Annotated in this window: 20 protein-coding genes; 11 read left to right on the forward strand and 9 right to left on the reverse strand. The window is 72.9% G+C overall.

The genetic code is table 11. From position 1 onward, the window contains the following. Positions 1 to 104: 104 nt before the first annotated feature. Positions 105 to 890 (reverse strand): cache domain-containing protein, encoded by a 786-nt coding sequence (locus tag IE180_RS18835; protein ID WP_190158060.1) that lies wholly within the window; start codon positions 888 to 890, stop codon positions 105 to 107. After that, entirely contained in the window at positions 844 to 1,689 is an 846-nt protein-coding gene (locus IE180_RS18840; RefSeq protein ID WP_190158061.1) for a FadR/GntR family transcriptional regulator, read from the reverse strand. Before IE180_RS18840 ends, IE180_RS18835 begins: the two co-directional genes overlap by 47 nt. Before the next feature lie 131 nt (positions 1,690 to 1,820). Between IE180_RS18840 and IE180_RS18845 the strand changes: the two genes are divergently transcribed. The 4 genes from IE180_RS18845 to IE180_RS18860 all read left to right on the forward strand — a co-directional run bounded on the left by IE180_RS18845 (position 1,821) and on the right by IE180_RS18860 (position 5,906). Further along, complete coding sequence (locus IE180_RS18845; RefSeq protein ID WP_190158062.1) at positions 1,821 to 2,858, forward strand: ABC transporter ATP-binding protein; 1,038 nt, start codon at positions 1,821 to 1,823, stop codon at positions 2,856 to 2,858. 76 nt (positions 2,859 to 2,934) lie between these two features. Then, positions 2,935 to 4,134, forward strand: a complete 1,200-nt coding sequence (locus IE180_RS18850; protein ID WP_190158063.1) for an ABC transporter substrate-binding protein — start codon at positions 2,935 to 2,937, stop codon at positions 4,132 to 4,134. Between the two features lie 10 nt (positions 4,135 to 4,144). Continuing rightward, positions 4,145 to 5,068: an ABC transporter permease gene (locus IE180_RS18855; RefSeq protein WP_229860605.1), complete on the forward strand. Its 924-nt coding sequence runs from the start codon at positions 4,145 to 4,147 to the stop codon at positions 5,066 to 5,068. Positions 5,069 to 5,090: 22 nt separating this feature from the next. Continuing rightward, positions 5,091 to 5,906 carry an ABC transporter permease gene (locus IE180_RS18860; protein ID WP_190158064.1) on the forward strand — a complete coding sequence of 272 codons (816 nt, stop codon included), beginning with the start codon at positions 5,091 to 5,093 and terminating at the stop codon, positions 5,904 to 5,906. Positions 5,907 to 5,953: 47 nt separating this feature from the next. On the opposite strand, the gene IE180_RS18865 is transcribed toward IE180_RS18860, so the two are convergent. Then, positions 5,954 to 7,303, reverse strand: a complete 1,350-nt coding sequence (locus IE180_RS18865) for a L,D-transpeptidase (RefSeq protein WP_229860607.1) — start codon at positions 7,301 to 7,303, stop codon at positions 5,954 to 5,956. A gap of 135 nt (positions 7,304 to 7,438) precedes the next feature. Continuing rightward, on the reverse strand, positions 7,439 to 7,924 hold the full coding sequence (locus IE180_RS18870) for an SRPBCC family protein (protein WP_190158066.1): 486 nt from the start codon (positions 7,922 to 7,924) through the stop codon (positions 7,439 to 7,441). 159 nt (positions 7,925 to 8,083) lie between these two features. On the opposite strand from IE180_RS18870, the gene IE180_RS18875 reads away from it, so the two are divergent. The 7 genes from IE180_RS18875 (at position 8,084) to IE180_RS18905 (ending at position 13,368) form a co-directional block, all read left to right on the forward strand. Further along, a complete protein-coding gene (locus IE180_RS18875; RefSeq protein WP_190158067.1) occupies positions 8,084 to 8,686 on the forward strand; it encodes a PadR family transcriptional regulator in 603 nt (200 codons plus the stop codon). 61 nt (positions 8,687 to 8,747) lie between these two features. Further along, the gene (locus tag IE180_RS18880) at positions 8,748 to 9,197 is read left to right on the forward strand and encodes a peroxiredoxin (protein ID WP_190158068.1); all 450 of its coding nucleotides are present in this window, start codon (positions 8,748 to 8,750) and stop codon (positions 9,195 to 9,197) included. Positions 9,198 to 9,365: 168 nt separating this feature from the next. Continuing rightward, on the forward strand, positions 9,366 to 9,764 hold the full coding sequence (locus tag IE180_RS18885; RefSeq protein WP_190158069.1) for an SHOCT domain-containing protein: 399 nt from the start codon (positions 9,366 to 9,368) through the stop codon (positions 9,762 to 9,764). 170 nt (positions 9,765 to 9,934) lie between these two features. Beyond that, positions 9,935 to 10,732, forward strand: coding sequence for a hypothetical protein (locus IE180_RS18890; RefSeq protein ID WP_190158070.1), 798 nt, complete (start codon positions 9,935 to 9,937; stop codon positions 10,730 to 10,732). Between the two features lie 36 nt (positions 10,733 to 10,768). After that, on the forward strand, positions 10,769 to 11,218 hold the full coding sequence (locus IE180_RS18895; protein ID WP_190158071.1) for an RrF2 family transcriptional regulator: 450 nt from the start codon (positions 10,769 to 10,771) through the stop codon (positions 11,216 to 11,218). A 69-nt stretch (positions 11,219 to 11,287) separates the two neighbouring features. Beyond that, on the forward strand, positions 11,288 to 12,475 hold the full coding sequence (locus tag IE180_RS18900; RefSeq protein ID WP_190158072.1) for a globin domain-containing protein: 1,188 nt from the start codon (positions 11,288 to 11,290) through the stop codon (positions 12,473 to 12,475). Between the two features lie 122 nt (positions 12,476 to 12,597). Further along, positions 12,598 to 13,368 (forward strand): rod shape-determining protein, encoded by a 771-nt coding sequence (locus IE180_RS18905; protein ID WP_190158073.1) that lies wholly within the window; start codon positions 12,598 to 12,600, stop codon positions 13,366 to 13,368. Between the two features lie 310 nt (positions 13,369 to 13,678). On the opposite strand, the gene IE180_RS18910 is transcribed toward IE180_RS18905, so the two are convergent. The 5 genes from IE180_RS18910 to IE180_RS18930 form a co-directional block, all read right to left on the reverse strand. Next, on the reverse strand, positions 13,679 to 14,464 hold the full coding sequence (locus IE180_RS18910) for a polysaccharide deacetylase family protein (RefSeq protein ID WP_190158074.1): 786 nt from the start codon (positions 14,462 to 14,464) through the stop codon (positions 13,679 to 13,681). A gap of 192 nt (positions 14,465 to 14,656) precedes the next feature. Further along, a complete protein-coding gene (locus IE180_RS18915; RefSeq protein WP_229860610.1) occupies positions 14,657 to 15,100 on the reverse strand; it encodes a hypothetical protein in 444 nt (147 codons plus the stop codon). A gap of 51 nt (positions 15,101 to 15,151) precedes the next feature. Then, positions 15,152 to 16,699, reverse strand: a complete 1,548-nt coding sequence (locus IE180_RS18920; RefSeq protein ID WP_190158075.1) for an ATP-dependent DNA ligase — start codon at positions 16,697 to 16,699, stop codon at positions 15,152 to 15,154. Between the two features lie 49 nt (positions 16,700 to 16,748). Further along, positions 16,749 to 17,831: a DUF6397 family protein gene (locus IE180_RS37215; protein WP_190158076.1), complete on the reverse strand. Its 1,083-nt coding sequence runs from the start codon at positions 17,829 to 17,831 to the stop codon at positions 16,749 to 16,751. A gap of 140 nt (positions 17,832 to 17,971) precedes the next feature. Beyond that, on the reverse strand, positions 17,972 to 18,385 hold the full coding sequence (locus IE180_RS18930) for a roadblock/LC7 domain-containing protein (protein WP_123458100.1): 414 nt from the start codon (positions 18,383 to 18,385) through the stop codon (positions 17,972 to 17,974). Positions 18,386 to 18,406: the final 21 nt, after the last annotated feature.

Consider the following 18,406-nt stretch of genomic DNA (forward strand, 5'->3'; position numbering starts at 1 on the left):
CGGCCTCCTCCGCCCGGGGATGGTGCGCCCGCGCGTACGCCCGGGCCGTCTCGCGAGGTTCCACAGGCCTGGGCGGCCGGAAGGGCCGCCGGGGCCCCGGCGGCTCAGCCGTCCGCCATGACCAGGACGAGCGGCGTGTCCCCGCAGGGCAGCAGGCGCAGGCCGGCGGTGCGGTGTTCGGCCGGCGGGCCGGCGAGGACGGCGGCGAAGTCGGGGCCCCTGGTGAGGGATCCGGCGAGATGGGCCGGGTCGGTGGAGGCGGCGACCCGGCCCCGCGCGTTGACGAGCCGGGCCGGTGCGGGCAGTCGCTGCAGCACGGGGAGGACGGCCGCTTCGAAGTGCCGCAGGTAGACGTCGGCGGCGGTCACGCCCACGAACCGGCCGCCGAGGGTGACCGGCGCGGAGAGGGTGAGGCCGTACTCGTCGGAGCACAGGTAGTCCACGTAGGGGCCTGCGACGGCCCGGCGTCCGGTCTCGCGGGGCAGGGTGTACCAGTCCCAGTGGGTGTAGTCGGAGTAGGCGGAGTGCTCCGGGTCGAGGTCGAGGAGGAGCGGGCGGACGGCTCCGTCGGGGCCGCGCTGCCACCATTCCAGCCAGCCCGGTACGTCGGTGAGGAGCCCGGGGGCGGCGACGAAGCCGACGCCCGAGACCAGCGGATGGGCCGCGAGCCGGGCGTGCAGTCCGGGGCGCAGCGCGGTCAGGTCGGCGACTGCGGGCCCGCGGCCCGCTCCGGTCGCCCCGGCGAGCAGGGCGCCCGTGTCGGTGCCGGTCTCGGCGACGGCGGCGAAGACCTCTTCGAGGGTGTCCCGGACGCGGCCGACGACCGCGTCGACCGGATCCGTGTCAGCGACGGCCCCCGTGGGGCCCGCGAGCCCGGTGCTCCTGCCCATGCGTGTCCTCCTCGGGCTCGGTTGCGCGGCCGGGGGTGCCGAGGCGCAGCGCGATCAGCCGCCCCACTGACTCCCGTACGCAGGTCTCGGCGAGCGTTCTGGCCCGCTCGTCGGCCTCATCCTGCACGGCGGAGATCACGGCGCGGTGACGATCCGACACATTGCCGAGGTGGACCGGGTCGTCGAGGACGAGGCAGAGGAGTGCGCCCAGGTCCGTCTGGAGGGCGATCTCCTCGCGGGTGAGGCGGGCGGACTGGGCGGCGGCGGCGAGTTCGACGTGGAAGCGGCCGTAGAGCCTGCTGCGGGTGGCCGGGTCTCCGGCGGCGGAGAGTTCCTCGACCGTACGGATGAGGGGGCGCAGGTCTCCGGGCTGGGTGCGGCGGGCGGCGAGCAGGGCGGCGGCGCCGGAGACCGCGGCCCAGTGGTCGCCGAGGTCGCGGAGCTCCTCGGTGGACCAGCCGGCGAGGCGGGCGCGCAGCCGCTCCTGCGGCGGGTCGTCGGGCAGGGTGACGAAGCTGCCGCCGCCGCGGCCCCTGCGGGTGGTGACGAGGCCTTGCTGCCGCAGGGCCATGAGGGCTTCGCGCAGGGTGACGGTGGAGACGCCGAGCTGTCCGGCGAGTTCGGTCTCGCCGGGCAGTTGCTCCCCGTCGGCGAGGAGTCCGAGCTCGATGGCGTCGCCGATGCGGCGGACGACGGTGTCGACCCGGGCCCGGGTGTCGACGGGGGTGAAGACGGCCCTGCGGGCCGCGCCGGTCCCGGCCGCGCCGCCTGCCTCGTCCGGCCTGCCGTTCGGTCTCACGGTTAACCACCTCGCGCGTCGGGCGTTGACTCAGGCTTTACCTTAAAGGGGTCTTGAGATTTGAACTATGACTTCATATGTTTACGCCCACACCCGAGCAACGCTCCACCGCACCAGAAAGGTTCCCGCCCATGGAGGGAATGGCGATCCGGCTGACGGGACTGCGCAAGACCTACGGCGGGACCGAAGCCGTGGCCGGGGTGGACCTGGAGATCGCGGACGGCGAGTTCTTCTCGATGCTCGGCCCCTCCGGCTCCGGGAAGACGACCGTGCTGCGGATGATCGCCGGCTTCGAGGCGCCGACCGCCGGGACCGTCGAGCTGGCGGGCCGCGACGTCACCCGGCTGGCCCCCTTCGAACGGGACGTGCACACCGTCTTCCAGGACTACGCGCTCTTCCCGCACATGACGGTCGAACAGAACGTCGCCTACGGCCTGAAGGTCCGCGGCGTGCCCCGCGCCGAACGCCTGGTGCGCGCCCGGGCCGCCCTCGCGCAGGTCGGCCTCGAAGGCCTCGGCAGGCGCCGGCCCGCCGAGCTCTCCGGCGGCCAGCGCCAGCGGGTCGCCCTGGCCCGCGCGCTCGTCGGCCGCCCCCGCGTGCTGCTCCTCGACGAGCCCCTCGGCGCACTCGACCTCAAGCTCCGCGAGCGCATGCAGGTCGAACTCAAGGAGATCCAGCGGGAGGTCGGCATCACCTTCGTCTTCGTCACCCACGACCAGGAGGAGGCCCTGACGATGAGCGACCGGATCGCCGTCTTCCACCAGGGCCGGATCGAACAGGTCGCCGCCCCCGCCGAGATCTACGAGCGTCCCGCGACCCCCTTCGTGGCCGGTTTCGTCGGCACCTCCAACCTGCTGACCGGGGAGACCGCCCGACAGGTGGTCGGGACGGCGGGCACGTACAGCATCCGCCCGGAGAAGATCCGGATCCTCCCCGACCACGAGGCACCCGGCGACCCCGGGCACTCCACCGCCGCCGGCACGGTCGCGGAGGTCGTCTACCTCGGCGACTCCACCCGCTTCCTGGTCGACCTCGACGGCGGCGGCCGGCTCACCGCCCTCCAGCAGAACCTGGAGACCTCCTCCGCCGACCTCGCCGCCTTCCGGGGCGCCCGGATCGGCCTCCAGTGGCACCCGGACCACGCCGTGCGCGTCCCCGAGACCCCGTAAGCGCCCGAAAGCTCCCCGATCCCCCGTCACGCCCCGCTCCCCCACGTCCCCGTCCCCTCACGCAACGGAGAACCACGTGCGCCCGCACCGCTCCCTCCTGACCGCAGCCGCCCTCTCCGGGCTGCTCCTCGTCACCGCCTGCGGATCGGCCGACCCGGCGGGGTCCGGGAAGTCCGGCGGCCTCAACCCGCCCGATCTGAAGGCACCGACGGCGCTCGGCAAGGCCGAGGGCGAGGTCGATCTGATCGCCTGGGCCGGATACGTCGAGGACGGCTCGAACGACCCGAAGGTCGACTGGGTCAGCGCCTTCGAGAAGCAGACCGGCTGTCAGGTCAACGTCAAGACCGCCGCGACCTCCGACGAGATGGTCTCGCTGATGAAGACCGGCGCCTACGACGCCGTCTCCGCCTCCGGCGACGCCTCCCTCCGCCTCATCGCCTCCGGCGACGCCGCCCCCGTGAACACCGCGCTCGTGCCGAACTACGCCGACGTCTTCGCCGGGCTCAAGAACAAGGAGTGGAACTCCGTCAAGGGCGTCGCCTACGGCATCCCGCACGGCCGCGGCGCCAACCTCCTCATGTACGACACGGAGAAGGTGAGGCCGGCCCCCGACTCCTGGTCCGCCGTCTTCGACAAGGCCTCGGCGCACAGCGGCAAGGTCACCGCCTACGACTCCCCCATCTACCTCGCGGACGCCGCCCTCTACCTCAAGGCGACCAAGCCCGAACTGGGCATCGAGAACCCCTACGCCCTCGACGAGAAGCAGTTCGACGCCGCCGTGGCCCTGCTCAAGGAGCAGAACGCGCACATCGGCGAGTACTGGAGCGACTACCTCAAGGAGATCTCCGCCTTCAAGAGCGGCGACTCGGTCGTCGGCACCAGCTGGCAGGTGATCGCCAACCTCGCCGCGTCCGAGGGGGCGAAGGTCGACGCGGTCCTGCCGAAGGAGGGCTCCACCGGCTGGTCCGACACCTGGATGGTCTCCGCCAAGGCCAAGCACCCCACCTGCGCCTACAAGTGGCTCGACTGGATCGTCTCGCCGAAGACCAACGCACAGGTCGCCGAGTACTTCGGAGAGGCACCGGCCAACGCGAAGTCGTGCGCCGAGACCGCCGACAAGAACCACTGCGCCGTCTTCCACGCCACCGACGAGGCCTACTGGAAGCGGGTCCACTTCTGGACCACGCCCATCGAGCAGTGCCTGGACGGCCGGACGGACGCGCGCTGCGTGCCGTACGCCCAGTGGGTCCAGGCCTGGAACGAGATCAAGGGCTGACCCCGGCGCCATGACCGCACTCACCCCCGGGCTCTCCCCCGAGTCCGCGCGGCGAGCCGCCGGCCCCGGCCGCGGTGCCGTCCGGCGGCTCGCCGGGGCCCTGCACCGGCGGCCCCGGCTGCGCCTCGCCGCCCTGCTCACCGCCCCGCTGCTCTGGCTGGTCCTCGCCTACCTCGGCTCCCTCGCGGCCCTGTTCCTCTCCGCCTTCTGGTCGACCGACAGCTTCACCTCCGAGGTCGTCCGGATCTGGACCACGGCGAACTTCGAGGAACTCGTCGGCTCCCCCGTCTACCGCACGGTCGCCCTGCGCACCGTCGGCGTCGCCCTGGCCGTGACCGCGCTCTGCGCCGTCATCGCCTTCCCTCTCGCCTTCTACACGGCGCGCGTCGCGCACCCGCGCCGCCGCCCGCTGTTCGTGGTCGCGCTGCTCATGCCCCTGTGGGCCGGTTACCTCGTGAAGGTGTACGCGTGGCGGCTCATCCTCTCCGAAGGGGGGCCGCTCGACTGGGCGCTGCGGCCCTTCGGCCTCAGCGGACCGGGGTACGGGCTCACGGCGACGGTGCTCGTCCTGACGTACCTCTGGCTGCCCTACATGGCGCTGCCGATCCACACCGCGCTCGCCCAGCTCCCCGACAACCTCCTGAACGCCTCGGCGGACCTCGGGGCGAGGACCGGGCGGACCTTCGTCTCGGTGGTGCTGCCGCTGGTGTGGCCGGCGGTGGCCGCGGGCTCCGTCTTCACCTTCTCCCTGAGCCTCGGCGACTACATCACCGTGCAGATCGTCGGCGGCAAGACCCAGCTGATCGGCAACCTCGTCTACTCCAACGTCACCCTGAACCTGCCGCTGGCGGCCGCGCTCGGCACCGTGCCGGTCGCCGTCATCGTGGTGTACCTCCTCGCGGTGCGGCGCTCCGGTGCGCTGCGCAGCCTGTGACCGGCCGGAAGGACCGCGACCGATGAACCTCTCCCGTCCCGCGCGGATCGCGCTGCGCACCGCGGCCGGCCTCGGCTTCGCGGCGATCTACCTGCCGCTGCTGCTCGTCCTGCTCGGCTCGCTCAACCCGGACCGCTCGGCGAGCTGGCCGCCGCCCGGCCTCACGCTCGACTGGTGGGCGGCGGCCTGGGACAACGAGGGCGCCCGCGAGGCGCTGTGGACCTCGGTCCGGGCGGGGGTCGCGGCGACGGCGGTGGCCCTGGTGCTCGGCACGCTCCTCGCCTTCGCCGTGCAGCGGTACGCCTTCTTCGGGCGGGAGGCCGTCTCCTTCGCGGTGGTGCTGCCGATCGCGCTGCCCGGCATCGTCACGGGCATCGCGCTCAACTCGGCCTTCGGCACGGTCCTGGAACCCCTCGGCGTCGGCCTGGGGATGTTCACGGTGGTCGTGGGCCACGCCACCTTCTGCATCGTGGTCGTCTTCAACAACGTGGTGGCGCGGTTGCGGCGGCTGCCCGGCTCGTACGAGGAGGCCGCGATGGACCTGGGGGCGCACACGTTCCGCGCCTTCCGGGACATCACGTTCCCGCTGCTCCGCTCGGCGCTGCTCGCGGGCGGGCTGCTCGCCTTCGCGCTGTCCTTCGACGAGATCGTGGTGACGACGTTCACGGCGGGCCCCGGGGTGCAGACCCTGCCGGTGTGGATCTTCAACAACATGACCCGCCCTCAGCAGGCCCCGGTGGTGAACGTGGTGGCGGCGGCGCTCGTCCTGCTCTCGGTGATCCCGATCTACGCGGCACAGCGGCTCTCCTCGGACACTCCGGGCGGCGGACGGGTGTGAGGGGCCGGTGACGCCGAAGGGCGGTCGGGAGGGACTGGCCGGTTCGTTCAGAGTGCCGGGTCCAGGGCACCCGCGAGCGGCCCGGGGGCGGGGCCGGTGGCGTCCGTGGCGAGGGCGCTGCCCCGGAGCCATTCGGACCAGCTGAGGTTCCAGTCTCCGAATCCGTTGTCGAAGGGCGTCATGGGCTTCCCGTAGCCGTTGACGACCCGTACGAGGTCCCCCTCGCGCACCGTGTGGAAGAGCCAGGCGGCGTCCTCGGTGCTCATGCCCGTGCAGCCGTGGCTGACGTCCTCGTTGCCCTGGGCGTCCAGCGACCAGGGCGCCGCGTGCAGGTACTCGCCGCTCCAGGTCACCCGGGTGGCCCAGCGGACCTCGAGGTCGTAGAAATCGGTGCTGCCGCGGGTGATGCCGATGGTGTCGCCCCGCATGCGGACGAGGGGCTCCTTGCCGAGGACGACCTTGATGCCGCCTCGGGTCCGGTAGCCGGGCTTGCCGGTGGTGACCGGGAGGGTGCGCAGGGGTTCCCCGTCGCGGAAGACGGTCATCCGGTGGGCGGAGACGTCGGTGACGGCCTCGATCCGGGCGCCCGTGGTGAACGTGAGGGGGCGTGAGGGGCCGCCGTAGAGACCGCCGCCGATGTGGGCCCCGTCGAGGCCGCTGTGGACGCGGATCGTGGCGTGGGCGGGCCAGTAGGTACGGGGCCGGTAGTGGAGGGTGGCGGAGTCGACCCAGTGCCAGGCGCCGTCGACGTGGGGTTCGGACCGCACGTCGAGGGCCCGTTCCACGGCGCGGCGGGCTTCGGGGGCGTCCTCCGGCACGGGCCGGCTGAGTTCGGCGGTGATCGGCCGGCCCACCCCGTACGTGCCGCCGTCCCCGGGCCCGAAGGTGACGGTCAGCCGCTCCCCGGCGGGCATCGGGGCGGTCCGGAAGTCGAGACGCGCGCGGCGCGCGCCGCCCGTCCCCGTCCCGTCGACGACGAGCCGGGCGGCGTACCGGGCTCCGGCCGGCAGGGGTGCGGCGCTGGTCCACCGGGTGTGGTCCGCGCTCTGCGTTCCGGCGATCCGGCGGCCGCGCCGGTCGGTGACGGTGACGTCGGCGAGCACGCCGGGGGTGCGGAGCGCGAGCTCCACGGGCCCGGTGGCCCGGGGACCGAGCGTGAACGGGCGGCCCGTGAGGACGCGGTCCCCGCCGAGGACGACCGAGTGGCGCGGGCCGGAGCAGAGGCCCCCGCCGGCGCAGCCGTCCACCGCGACGACGGCGGTGGCGTCGCGGGAGCCGGCGGCCCACGACTCGCCCTCGGAGTCCCGGTCCGGCGACTGGGCCGCCGTGCTGACGAGGACGGCTCCGACGGCGAGGGAGAGGGCTCCCCACCCCCGTGCGTATCGGCGTGACGACACGTCGGACATCTCCTCCTTCATGCGGTGACGTCGGCGGACGGTGCCGACCGCAGCATCAAACCGGATGGGAGGAGAAAAAGATGATCAATGTACCGGGCGTGGCGGCGGAGTCGGGGGCGAGACGACTCGAATGGGTCAGCGGGCCGGTTCCGGAAGCTCCTCGCCTGTCTCCAGAAGGGACTTGAGGCTGGAGATCAGCGCGGGCCAGCCCTCGCCGATCAGCGCCTTGATGGCGCCGTCGGGCTCCAGGTCCCCGTGGGTGACCGTGAGTTTGACCATGTCGCCGGACGGCTCGATCACGAAGGTGACCCGGGACCGGCGCTCGCGGACGAGGCCCTCGTACACCTCCTCCTCGAGGCGGACCGCCTCCGCCCAGGCCGGGGTGAAGGTGTGCCAGGTGTACGAGAGGACGCGGCCGGGCTCGGCCTCGAGGACGACCTGCTCGGGGTCCTCGGTCCTGTGGCCGTTCTCGTCCCAGACCATCGGCGCGCCCGGGGTCCACTCCGACTCGAAGGCGACGCCCCAGTAGCGGCGCGTGAGCTCCGGGTCGGTGAGCGCCTGCCAGAGCTCCTCGGGGGTGGTCCGGATGTAGGTGGTGTAGACGAACGAGTCGCTGTCCATCGTGCTGCCCCTCGGATCTGCTCCCCCGCGGCCTGCCCCTCTCCACCCTAGACAGGCGCCGGACGGACGTGCCAGCGAGGATCCCCCGTCCGGCGCGGGGTCCTCCGCCGGTTGATTAGGTGCGGAGGAAACTATTCAACGTGCTGCTAGCGTGTCCGGATGTCGCTCAAGCACGCCGTCCTCGCAGCTCTCCTGGAGGGCGAGGCCTCCGGATACGACCTGGCCAAGATCTTCGACGTGTCCGTCGCCAACTTCTGGGCCGCCACGCCGCAGCAGCTCTACCGCGAACTGGAGCGGCTCGCCGAGGCAGGTCTGATCACGGCCCGCGTGGTGGAGCAGGAACGGCGCCCCAACAAGAGGATGTTCAGCCTCACCGAGTCCGGCAGACAGGATCTGGTCGCCTACACGACGACACCGCCGCGCCCGAGCGCCGTCCGCGACGAACTGATGGTGCAGGTGCAGGCCTGCGACGAGGGCGACACCGCGGCCGTCCGCGAGTTCGTGGCCCGGCGGATGGAGACGGCCCGGGCGAAGCTGGCCCGCTACGACCGGTTGCGCGAGTGGATGCTCGACGGCCGGGACGAGGACACCTATCTGAGTGAGGCGGAGCGGGTCGGCCCGTACCTCACCCTGATGCGCGGGCGGTTCTTCGAGGAGGAGAACCTGCGCTGGGGCGAGCGCGCCCTCACCGTGCTCGACCGGCGCGCCGGCGCGCGGAGCGCGGTCCCGCGGAGGGATGACGCCGCCTCTACTCTGCGGTAACGTCACCGCCCGGCCGCCGGAGGCACCGGGGGCGACACAGGGACGGATCGGGCGGCCTGAAATGAACGTCGGAGACCTCGCCGAGGACTTCACCCTTCCGGACGAGACGGGCGCTCCGCGCTCGCTGACCGGCCTGCTCTCCGAAGGCCCGGTCGTCCTCTTCTTCTACCCGGCGGCCCTCACACCGGGCTGCACCGCCGAGGCCTGTCACTTCCGTGACCTCGCGGCCGAGTTCCGCGCCGTCGGCGCCCTGCCCGTCGGCATCAGCTCCGACGGGGTGGAGCGGCAGCAGGAGTTCGCCGAGCGGCACTCGCTCGGCTACCCCCTGCTGTCCGACACGGACGGTGCCGTACGGGAACGGTTCGGCGTGAGGCGCGGGTTCTCGCTGGCCCCGACGAAGCGGGTCACCTTCGTGATCGGCCGGGACCGGCGGATCCTCGAGGTCGTCCGCAGCGAACTGCGGATGAGCGCGCACGCGGACCGCGCGCTGGCCGCCCTGCGCGGCGCCTGACCCGAACCCTTCCCGCTCCCGCTCCGGCGGACCGCGGGCCTCCATCCGAACACGGCGGCGGAGGGCCCGCACGCGGGGCGGCCACGACGTGCGGACGCGTGGGGAACGGGTGAGACTCGCTGCATCGCCGGGCCTCCCACCGGCCGCACGGGAACGGAGTGCGCAGGAATGGACGACTACCCCCTCCTCAACCTCTTCTGGACGATGCTGTGGTTCTTCCTCTGGATCATGTGGCTCTTCCTGCTGTTCAAGGTGGTCACCGACATCTTCCGTGACCACTCGCTCGGCGGCTGGGGCAAGGCCGGCTGGCTGATCTTCTGCATCGTGCTCCCGTACCTCGGCGTGCTGGTGTACGTCATCGCACGCGGCAAGGGCATGGGGCAGCGGGACGTCAAGCAGATGAAGGAGAGCGAGGCGGCGTTCCAGGACTACATCCGCAAGACCGCCGGTGCGCCGGGCGGGGGCGGCGGAGCCGCCGACGAACTGACTCGGCTCGCCGACCTCAAGGCGAAGGGCGCCATCACGGCCGAGGAGTTCGAGAAGGCCAAGGCCAAGGTCCTGTCCTGAGACTCCACAAGCGGCGGACGAGGCGGCGGCACACCGGAGCCGGCGGAGGCGGGCGTGGCGACGGACTCAGGGGTTCCCTGCTGCGGGAGATCGCGGCGGAGCCCGGGAGGCTTCCGGAAACGCTCGCCTTCTTCGCCCTGCGCCACCTCGGCCCCGGGGCGGGGCCCTCGGTGGGACGCCTCCGTGCGGCCCATCCCGACGCCGACGCGTCGGCCCTGCGGGACCTCGTCGTCACACGGGGACGCCGGAGGGTCACGGCGGAGGGTTCCTTCGTCGGCGGCCCCTTCCTGATCCTCGTCCCCGTGGCGTTCTGCGGAGCCCTCCTGTCCCAGGCGCGCATCGTGCTCGAACTCGCCGCCACCGAAGGACGCGACACCACGGATCCGGAGCGCGCGGCCGAACTGCTCGTCCTGCAAGGGGTGTACGCGGACACCGCGGCGGCCCGGGCCGCCCTCGCCGCCACCCCCGACAGTCCTCGGCCGGAGAACCGGCGGGGCCGGACGGCCACGTTCCGCGATCTGGTGCTGCGCATGGCCTGGCTGCTCGGACTGCTCACGCCCTCCGACGAGAAGGTCGGGCGACGGACCCGGATCGGCCAGTGGGCGCTCGTCGGCTGCGTGTTCCTCGTGGGCCAGGTGGCCCCGCTCGTCTGGCTGCCGTACATGGCGTTCTCGTACAACCGCGCCACCAACCGACTGGTCGACCGGGCCACCGTCTTCTACGTCGGCTCGCGCGACCCCCGCACCCCACGGGGCATCCGGGTCGATCCCGCCATGGCCGTGGCGGGGCTGCGCGCGCTGGGATCGATGATGCTGCCGGCGGTCGCCCTGCTCCTGGTCATCGCCACCGACACCCGGATCGCGGGCGGGCGATGGCCCTTGGTCGGGATCGTCCTGGCGGCGAGCTGCCTGGTCACGGGCGGGTGGTGGCTGTGGCGGCGACGGCAGCGGCGAGAACCGCCTCCCTAATACGTATCCAAAATACGTCTTTGATACGGTCGGGCCGTGAGGCTGACGAAGTTCACCGACCTGGCGCTCCGTGCCGTGATGCGCCTGGCGGTCACCGCACCCGAGGAGTCCGTCACCACCCGCGAGGTGGCGGAGTCGATGGACGTGCCCTACGCCCACATGGCGAAGGTGGTCACCCGGCTCCAGCACCTCGGCGTGGTCGAGGCACGGCGCGGGCGGGGCGGCGGCCTGGTCCTGACGGAGCCGGGGCGGCGTTCTTCGGTGGGCTGGCTGGCCCGGACCCTGGAGGGCGAGGAGGAGGTCGTCGCCTGCGAGGGCGATCCGCCGTGCCCGCTGCGCTCCGCGTGCCGGCTGCGCGGAGCGCTGCGCGAGGCGCAGGAGGCCTTCTACCGGGTGCTGGATCCGTTGACCGTGGCGGAACTCGTGGAGTCGCCGACCGGTCCGCTGCTGCTGACCCTCGGCCCGCGCCCGGCGCGATCACACTGACGGCGCCCGCTCCCCCGGAGCACCCGCACGCCTTTTAATACGTAGATCATCTACCAGATTGAGAGTCCCATGCTGTCCGAGCAGGCCGTCCCGGTCGTCCGCGCCACCCTGCCCGCCGTCGGAGGCGCGCTCGACGAGATCACCGAGCGCTTCTACGGTCGCCTCTTCGCCGCCCGTCCCGAGCTGCTGCGGGACCTGTTCAACCGGGGCAACCAGGCCAACGGCGACCAGCGGAAGGCGCTCGCCGGCTCCATAGCCGCCTTCGCCGTCACCCTGCTGGAGAACCCGGACAGCCGCCCCGACGCCGCGCTCTCCCGGATCGCGCACAAGCACGCCTCGCTCGGCGTCACCTCCGAGCAGTACAAGATCGTGCACGAGCACCTCTTCGCCGCGATCGTGGAGGTGCTCGGCGACGCGGTGACCGCCGAGGCCGCCCAGGCCTGGGACGAGGTCTACTGGCTGATGGCGAACGCGCTCATCGCCGTGGAGGCCCGCCTCTACCAGGAGGCCGGTGTCGCCGAGGGCCAGGTCTGGCGGACGATGGAGGTCACCGAACGGCGGGAGGAGACGGCCGACACGGCCTCCTTCGCCCTGCGGAACGCCGACGGGACCCCCACGGGCCCCTTCCGGCCGGGCCAGTACGTGAGCGTCCAGGTCGCCCTGCCCGACGGCGCCCGGCAGATCCGCCAGTACAGCCTGTCCACCGCCCCCGGACACCCGCAGTGGCGGATCACGGTGAAGCGGGTCGACGGCGACCCGGCGGGCGAGGTCTCCTCCTGGCTGCACGCCCACGCCGCCGCGGGCGACACCCTGGAGGTCTCGGCCCCCTTCGGCGACCTGGTCCTGCCCGAGGGCGAGGGTCCCCTGCTGCTCGCCTCCGCCGGAATCGGCAGCACCCCCATGCTGGCGATGCTCGACCACCTGGCCGCCACCGGGTCGAACCGCCCGGTCGTCGTGGTGCACGCCGACCGCGCCCCCGCCTCCCACGCGCACGCCGGCGAGCTGCGGCGACTCGTGGACGCGCTGCCGCAGGGGACGCTGCACCTCTGGTACGAGGAGCCGGGCGGGTCCGGCGCCCGGCCGGGCCGGGCGGACGTCACGCTCCTCGACCTCCCGGCGGGCACCACCGCCTACCTGTGCGGGCCGCTGCCCTTCCTGCGCGCGGTGCGCGGCGACCTCCTCGGCCGGGGCGTCGCGGCGGCGGACATCCACTACGAGGTGTTCGGTCCCGACCTGTGGCTCGGCACCGAGGGCTGACCCACCCCCTCACCCCACTTCTTCGATCCCAAAGCGTCATGGTGCTTCCGCCAGGGATATTGCATAGTGATGTGCCATATCAACCTCGCAATCAGCAGGTGCGGAGGAATGGGGCGGAAGCGATGGGATCGTTCGGAGCAGCAGCGGCGGGCGGCCGGGGCACGGGGCGACCGGTGCGCGGGATCGCCCTCGACATCGGCAGTTCCCGGACCCGCGCCTGGGCGCCGGGAGCGGGCGTCTTCGCGGACGTGCCGAGCGGTCCGGTACGTCGCGGCCGCGTGGTCGATCCCGACTCCCAGCTCCGCCTGCTCCGGCGACTGGCCGCCGCGGCACCGGGCGGCGACGGGCAGGACACCGTCGTCATGCTGACCCATCCGGTCCTCGCGGGTCCGCAGGAGCGGGCGGCGGCGAAACGGATGGTGGACGGCCTCGGCCCGGTGCGGGTCGTCGCCGTGGACAGCGCCCGCGCGGCGGCCGCCTACGCGGCACCGGCCGGCGGGGGCCCTCTGCTGGTCGTCGACCTCGGCGCCCAGCTGACGGAGGTCACGCTCGTCGTGGACGGCCTCGTCGAGGACGCCCGGCAGGCCGAAGTGGGCCTCGACGACCTTCCGGACCCGGGGAGCGCACCGGACGCGATCGCCACGACGACCGCCGACCTGGTGGGCGACCTGTGGCGGCACGACCGCACCGGCGCCGTTCGGGGGGCGCTGCGCCGGGGCGTCCTGGTGACCGGCGGCGGCGCCCTGCGGCTCAACGTGACGGGGCGCCTCGCCCACCTCCTGCGCGCCCGGCTCCGACTGGCGAAGGACCCGTCCACCAGCGTCGTCCGTGGTGCGGGTCTGATGCTGACTTCCGCCCTCCGCCACCCGGCGGGCGCCCTGCCGCGCGGCTGACGGGCGAACGCAGGGCCGGCGGACGCGGGGCCGACGGACGGACGCGGGGCCGACGGACGGACGCGGGGCCGACGGACGGACGCGGGGCCGACGGGCGGACGCGGGGCAACGACAAAGCCCCGGTTGGACGGGGGATTCCAACCGGGGCCGATTGCCGTGACGGGGCGAAGGGCGGTCACCTCTCGGGGGGGGACCTTGGGGACCGGACCCCTTCGCGGTCACGTACATATGAACGGTAAACCTTTCCCGAATGTTCCGGGGCATCCCAGGTGGGCGGTGTGAGTCACCTCACCCGTTTTCACCGGTTCCGTCAGTCCCTCTCGGGGCGGTAGACGGTCCCGGGCTCGGCCTTGCCGGGCGCGAGGAGCTCCGGCACCGTCACGAACGTGAAGCCCCGCTGCTTCAGCTCGTCGATGATCGAGGGCACGGCGGGCACCGTCCCGTCGTAGATGTCGTGGAGCAGGATGATCCCGTCGCGGTGCGCGTTGTCGAGCACGCGCTGCCGTATGAGCGCCGAGTCGGTGGTGGAGTAGTCCTTGGCCGTGATGCTCCACAGGACCTGGGCGAGTCCGAGGTCCCGGCTGACGTCGGACACCGTGCCGTCGGTGCGGCCCTGCGGCGGGCGCATGAGGGTGGGCTTCCGGCCGGTGATCTTCTCTATGGCGTCCTGGGTGCGGGAGAGCTCGTCACGGATCTCCGACTCGTCGAGGTCGGTCAGGATCCGGTGCGACCAGGTGTGGTTGGCGACCTCGTGGCCCTCGTCGGCGATGCGCCTGACCACGTCGGGATAGCGGTCGACGTGCTTGCTGCCGAGGAGGAAGAAGGTGGCGGGCACCTGCTTCTCCTTGAGGACGTCGAGGAGATGAGGGGTGTCCTTGCCCGGCCCCGCGTCGAAGGTCAGGGCTATGCACTTGACCTGGGCGCAGTCGACGCGGCGGGGCGCGCCGCCCGCCTTGTCGTCCGTGCCGCCCTCCTGCCGGGCGTCCTGCGGAGTGACCGGGTCGACTCCGCAGCCACCCAGCGTCAGCATCAGCGACACCGCGGCGAGCAGTGCCGTGCCGACCGCTTTGCCGCGGCCGGACCTGGATCGGAACATGGTGGACCCGCTTTCCCCGTGGTGTCTTCGGTACGGCCGTCACCGCTGGTCAGGGCGGCGCACGCGGCCGGAAGGCACTCTACACACGGTGTATACCGGGGATGTCGGCGGGGTCCTCCGCACGCTCACGGACGCACGAGAACCCCGGGCGGCGCCCGTCCGCGCCGCCCGGAGCGTCCACGCGTCCCGCCCTCAGCGGGACGCGAGCAACAGCCGGGCCTCGGTCTCCTGGTCGCCGGAGACGGCCTGCAGGGACTGGATGTCGAAGCCGGTGGCGAGCACCTTCTCGACCTCGTCGACGGCGCGGTAGCCGCCGGTGAGCGTGACTCCGACCGGGGCGGTCAGGTGGACGGGCCCCACCTCCTCGTGCCGTCCGCCGGCCGTGTCGAAGGTGGCGGTCCAGACGGTGGGGGCCGGCCCCGTGGCCGACTGGGGTTGCGGTGTCGACGTGTCCTCCATCTGGTAGACCCGGTCGAGGACGTCGAACACGGCCTGGGCGTCCTCCTTGCAGCAGTCGTTGAGCTGCACGGTGACGTCGGTGTCGATGTGCAAGTCGTACACGTCGCTCATCTCCTCGCGGCCCGCCGGCCTGTCGTGCTGCCACGCGCTCCTCGTGCCGGGCACTCGTCGTGCCACGCCTCCAGCATCCCTCGCGGGCGGCCGCCCCGCGAGGGCCGCCCCTCCCGGTCAGCGGCCTCCGACGACGCGCTCGACGGTGTCGGCCTCCGAGGCACGTTTGTCGGGCCGGTGGCGCACGACCCGGGCGAAGCGGAGCGTGACGCCCGCCGGGTAGCGCGTCGAGACCTGAAGCCCGTCGTACGCGATCTCCACGACGAGTTCGGGCCGTACGCGTACGGTGAGGCCGTCGTCCGACACGGCGAGCTCCCGGAGCCGCTCGGTCTGCCAGCGCAGCATCTCGTCGGTGAGCCCCTTGAAGGTCTTTCCGAGCATGACGAAGCCGCCGTCGGCGGTCCGCGCGCCGAGGTGGAGGTTGGAGAGCAGTCCGGTTCTGCGGCCGTGCCCCCGTTCCACGGCGAGCACGACGAGGTCGACGGTGTGGACGGGTTTCACCTTCAACCAGGTGCGCCCCCGCCGACCGGCCACATAAGGCGCCTCCAGCGCCTTGACGAGCACGCCTTCGTGTCCCCGTGCCAGGGTGTCCGCGTAGAACCGCTCGGCGGCCGCGGTCTGCGCGGGATCGGCCGGATCGGTGACGACGGCACGGAGGACCCGCTGCGACTCCGGAAGCAGGCGGGCGAGGACCGCGTGCCGCTCCAGGCCCGGCCGGTCGATCAGTTCCTCCCCTTCCCTCGCGAGGACGTCGAAGAAGACCGCCGTGAGAGGAAGCACGGCGCGCGCACCGGCCACGTCGACCCGGGAACCCACCCGGGCGGAGATCGTCTGGAAGGACACGGGCCTACCGCTCCCGGAATCGAGCGCGATCACCTCGCCGTCCAGAATGAACCCGTCGGCGTCGACCGCACGGGCCGTCGCGACCACCTCGGGAAGACGGTCGGTGATGTCGTCGAGCGAACGGGTGTACACCCGGACGTCGTCACCACGCCGGTGCACCTGGACGCGGATCCCGTCGAGCTTCTCCTCGACCGCGCACGGCCCCAGGTCGGCGATCGCCTCGGCGACGGAAGCGGCGGTGTGGGCGAGCATGGGCTGCACGGGACTGCCGACCCGCAGGGTGAACCGCTCCAGCGCGGCGGCCCCGTCGGCCAGCACGGCCCGGGCGACCGGGGGCAACGAGCCTTCGAGCATCACGGCGCGCCTCAGTTCGAGGGCGGGCACCCCGGCGGCCCGTGCGACCCCCTCCAGAGCGATGGCGTCGAGAGCCCCCTGTCGCACCTCTCCCGTCAGCAACCGCACCAGGAGTTCCTGTTCGTCGCGGGTGGCGGCGGAGAACAGTCCGCGGACGAGCCGGCTCCGCTCCGCGCGGGCCCCGGCGCCCGAGACGGCGGCGAGTTCCGCCATCGTCGCGTCGACCTGCCCGAGCGTGAGAGCGGAGCCCTCGGCAGGCGGAACGGCCGGCGGGACGACGTCCTTGAGGACGCTCCATCCGACCCCGATGCGCCCCTGCGGCAACCGCCCGGACAGATACGCGATGACGAGCGGGCTCTCGTCGGGCTCGGCCCCGGCGAACAGCTCGGCCAGCAGCGCGATCTTGCGCGAGCGCGCGGAGGCGGCGGTGACCTCCCGGGACACTTCCGCCACACGTGCCAGCAGCATGGGCCCATCCTCTCCATCGCCCGCCCCGGCCGCACGTCAGAACGTCCCGTCAGGGCCAGGCCGTCGGACGCCTCCGTCGTCGGGGCCGCGCCGTGCCCGCCGTCCTCCCCCTCCGGAAACGCTCCAGGAGCCCCGCACGCGCCGGACGGCCCGCCGACCGGCCGATCGCCATGGGCCGCCCCACGGGAGCGGAGACCGTCACCACCGGGGCCGCGGCCCCCGAGGCCGCCGTCACCGCCTCCCCTCGAACCGGCGCCTCCGGAACCGCCTTCCCGCGAACCGGCACCATCGGAACCGCCCCTGCCCGAAGCAGCCCAGCCGTCGGCATCGTCGACGCCGACGCACCGACTCCCTCCGCACGCGTCTCGCCGGGACGCGGGGCCTGTCGCTCCGCCCGCGCCTCGTCCAGCGCCAGGGCGAGGCTCAGTCGATGCCAGAGGATCTCGTCCGGGTCGTCGGCCAGCGTCAGCCGCTCGGCGACCTCACGCGCCACCGGCGGCACCGGCATCCCGGGGGGCGGGGGCGGGCGCAACCGGTCCAGGTGCGTGCGCTCGTACGGATCGTCGACGACCTCGGCCACCTGGACCGGGTCGAGCAGGGAGGCGATGGCGGCGGCCCGCGCCCAGGGGTCCTCGGTGGCCCGGAGCAACAGGGCGAGCCGCCGCGCCCGCCAGTTCCTCGCCCGTCGGTCCTCGTGCGCCGCGAGACGCTCGCGGAGGTGCAGCGGCAGCCGCCCGGTGAGGAGAGCAGGGCAGGTGAGGCCGAGCTCGACGACCTCCTGGGCCAGATACATCCACACCACCGTCCGGTAGCGGTTCAACGAGAACCGCACCGGACTGACGTGCCCCGTCCGGGCCAGCCGGGTGAACCGGTCGGCGGTGATTCCGAGGAGGGCGGCGGCCTCCCTCGTACCGACCGCGCGCACCCGCTCGCGCAGGCCGGCGGGGAAGTCCGGGGCGGCCCTGAGTCGGTCGAGCTCTCGCCGCTCGACCCGCCGCCGCTCCCCCTCTCCGACCGGCACCGTCCTCACCAGGCCGAGCTGGAGCGCGAGTCGGAGCTCGTCGCGCCTCAGTTCCAGTTCCTGCGCGGCCCGTCCCGGCGCCACCGTGCGCGCCCCTTCGTCCACCGCCATTTCGCGGCCCTCCCCCTGCGTCCGTGCTCTCCTCAGACAGCGGGCCCCCGCGGCCCACGCAGAAAACCGTAACGCAGGGTGACGACAGTCGCACTCACTGTGGAAAAGGTCTGTGGACAACCCCCTCTCGGGCAGCGGTGTCAGAGCACGCCGTCGCCCGGGAGGCCGGGCTGCCGCGCCGCCACACCGAGGTGTTCCCCGACCCGGTTGACCAGCAGCGTCATCTCGTACGCCACCTGACCGACGTCCGCCTCCGCCGCGCTCAGGACGCACAGGCAGCTGCCCTCGCCCGCCGCCGTCACGAAGAGCAGCGCGTCGTCGAACTCCACCATCGTCTGTCGTGCCCGGCCCGCCCTGAAGTGCCGCCCCGAGCCCCGCGCCAGGCTGTGCAGACCGGAGGAGACGGCCGCCAGGTGCTCGGCGTCCTCGCGGACGAGTCCACTGCTCGCGCCCGTCACCAGGCCGTCGTTCGACAGCACCAACGCGTGTCGTATGTGTCCGACCCGCTGCGTCAGGTCGTCCAGGAGCCAGTCCAGTTCCTTGTCCAACGCCATCAGTGGTCCTCCCCCTAGCGG

The sequence above is a fragment of the Streptomyces litmocidini genome (assembly GCF_014649755.1).
Classification (GTDB): Bacteria; Actinomycetota; Actinomycetes; order Streptomycetales; family Streptomycetaceae; genus Streptomyces; species Streptomyces litmocidini.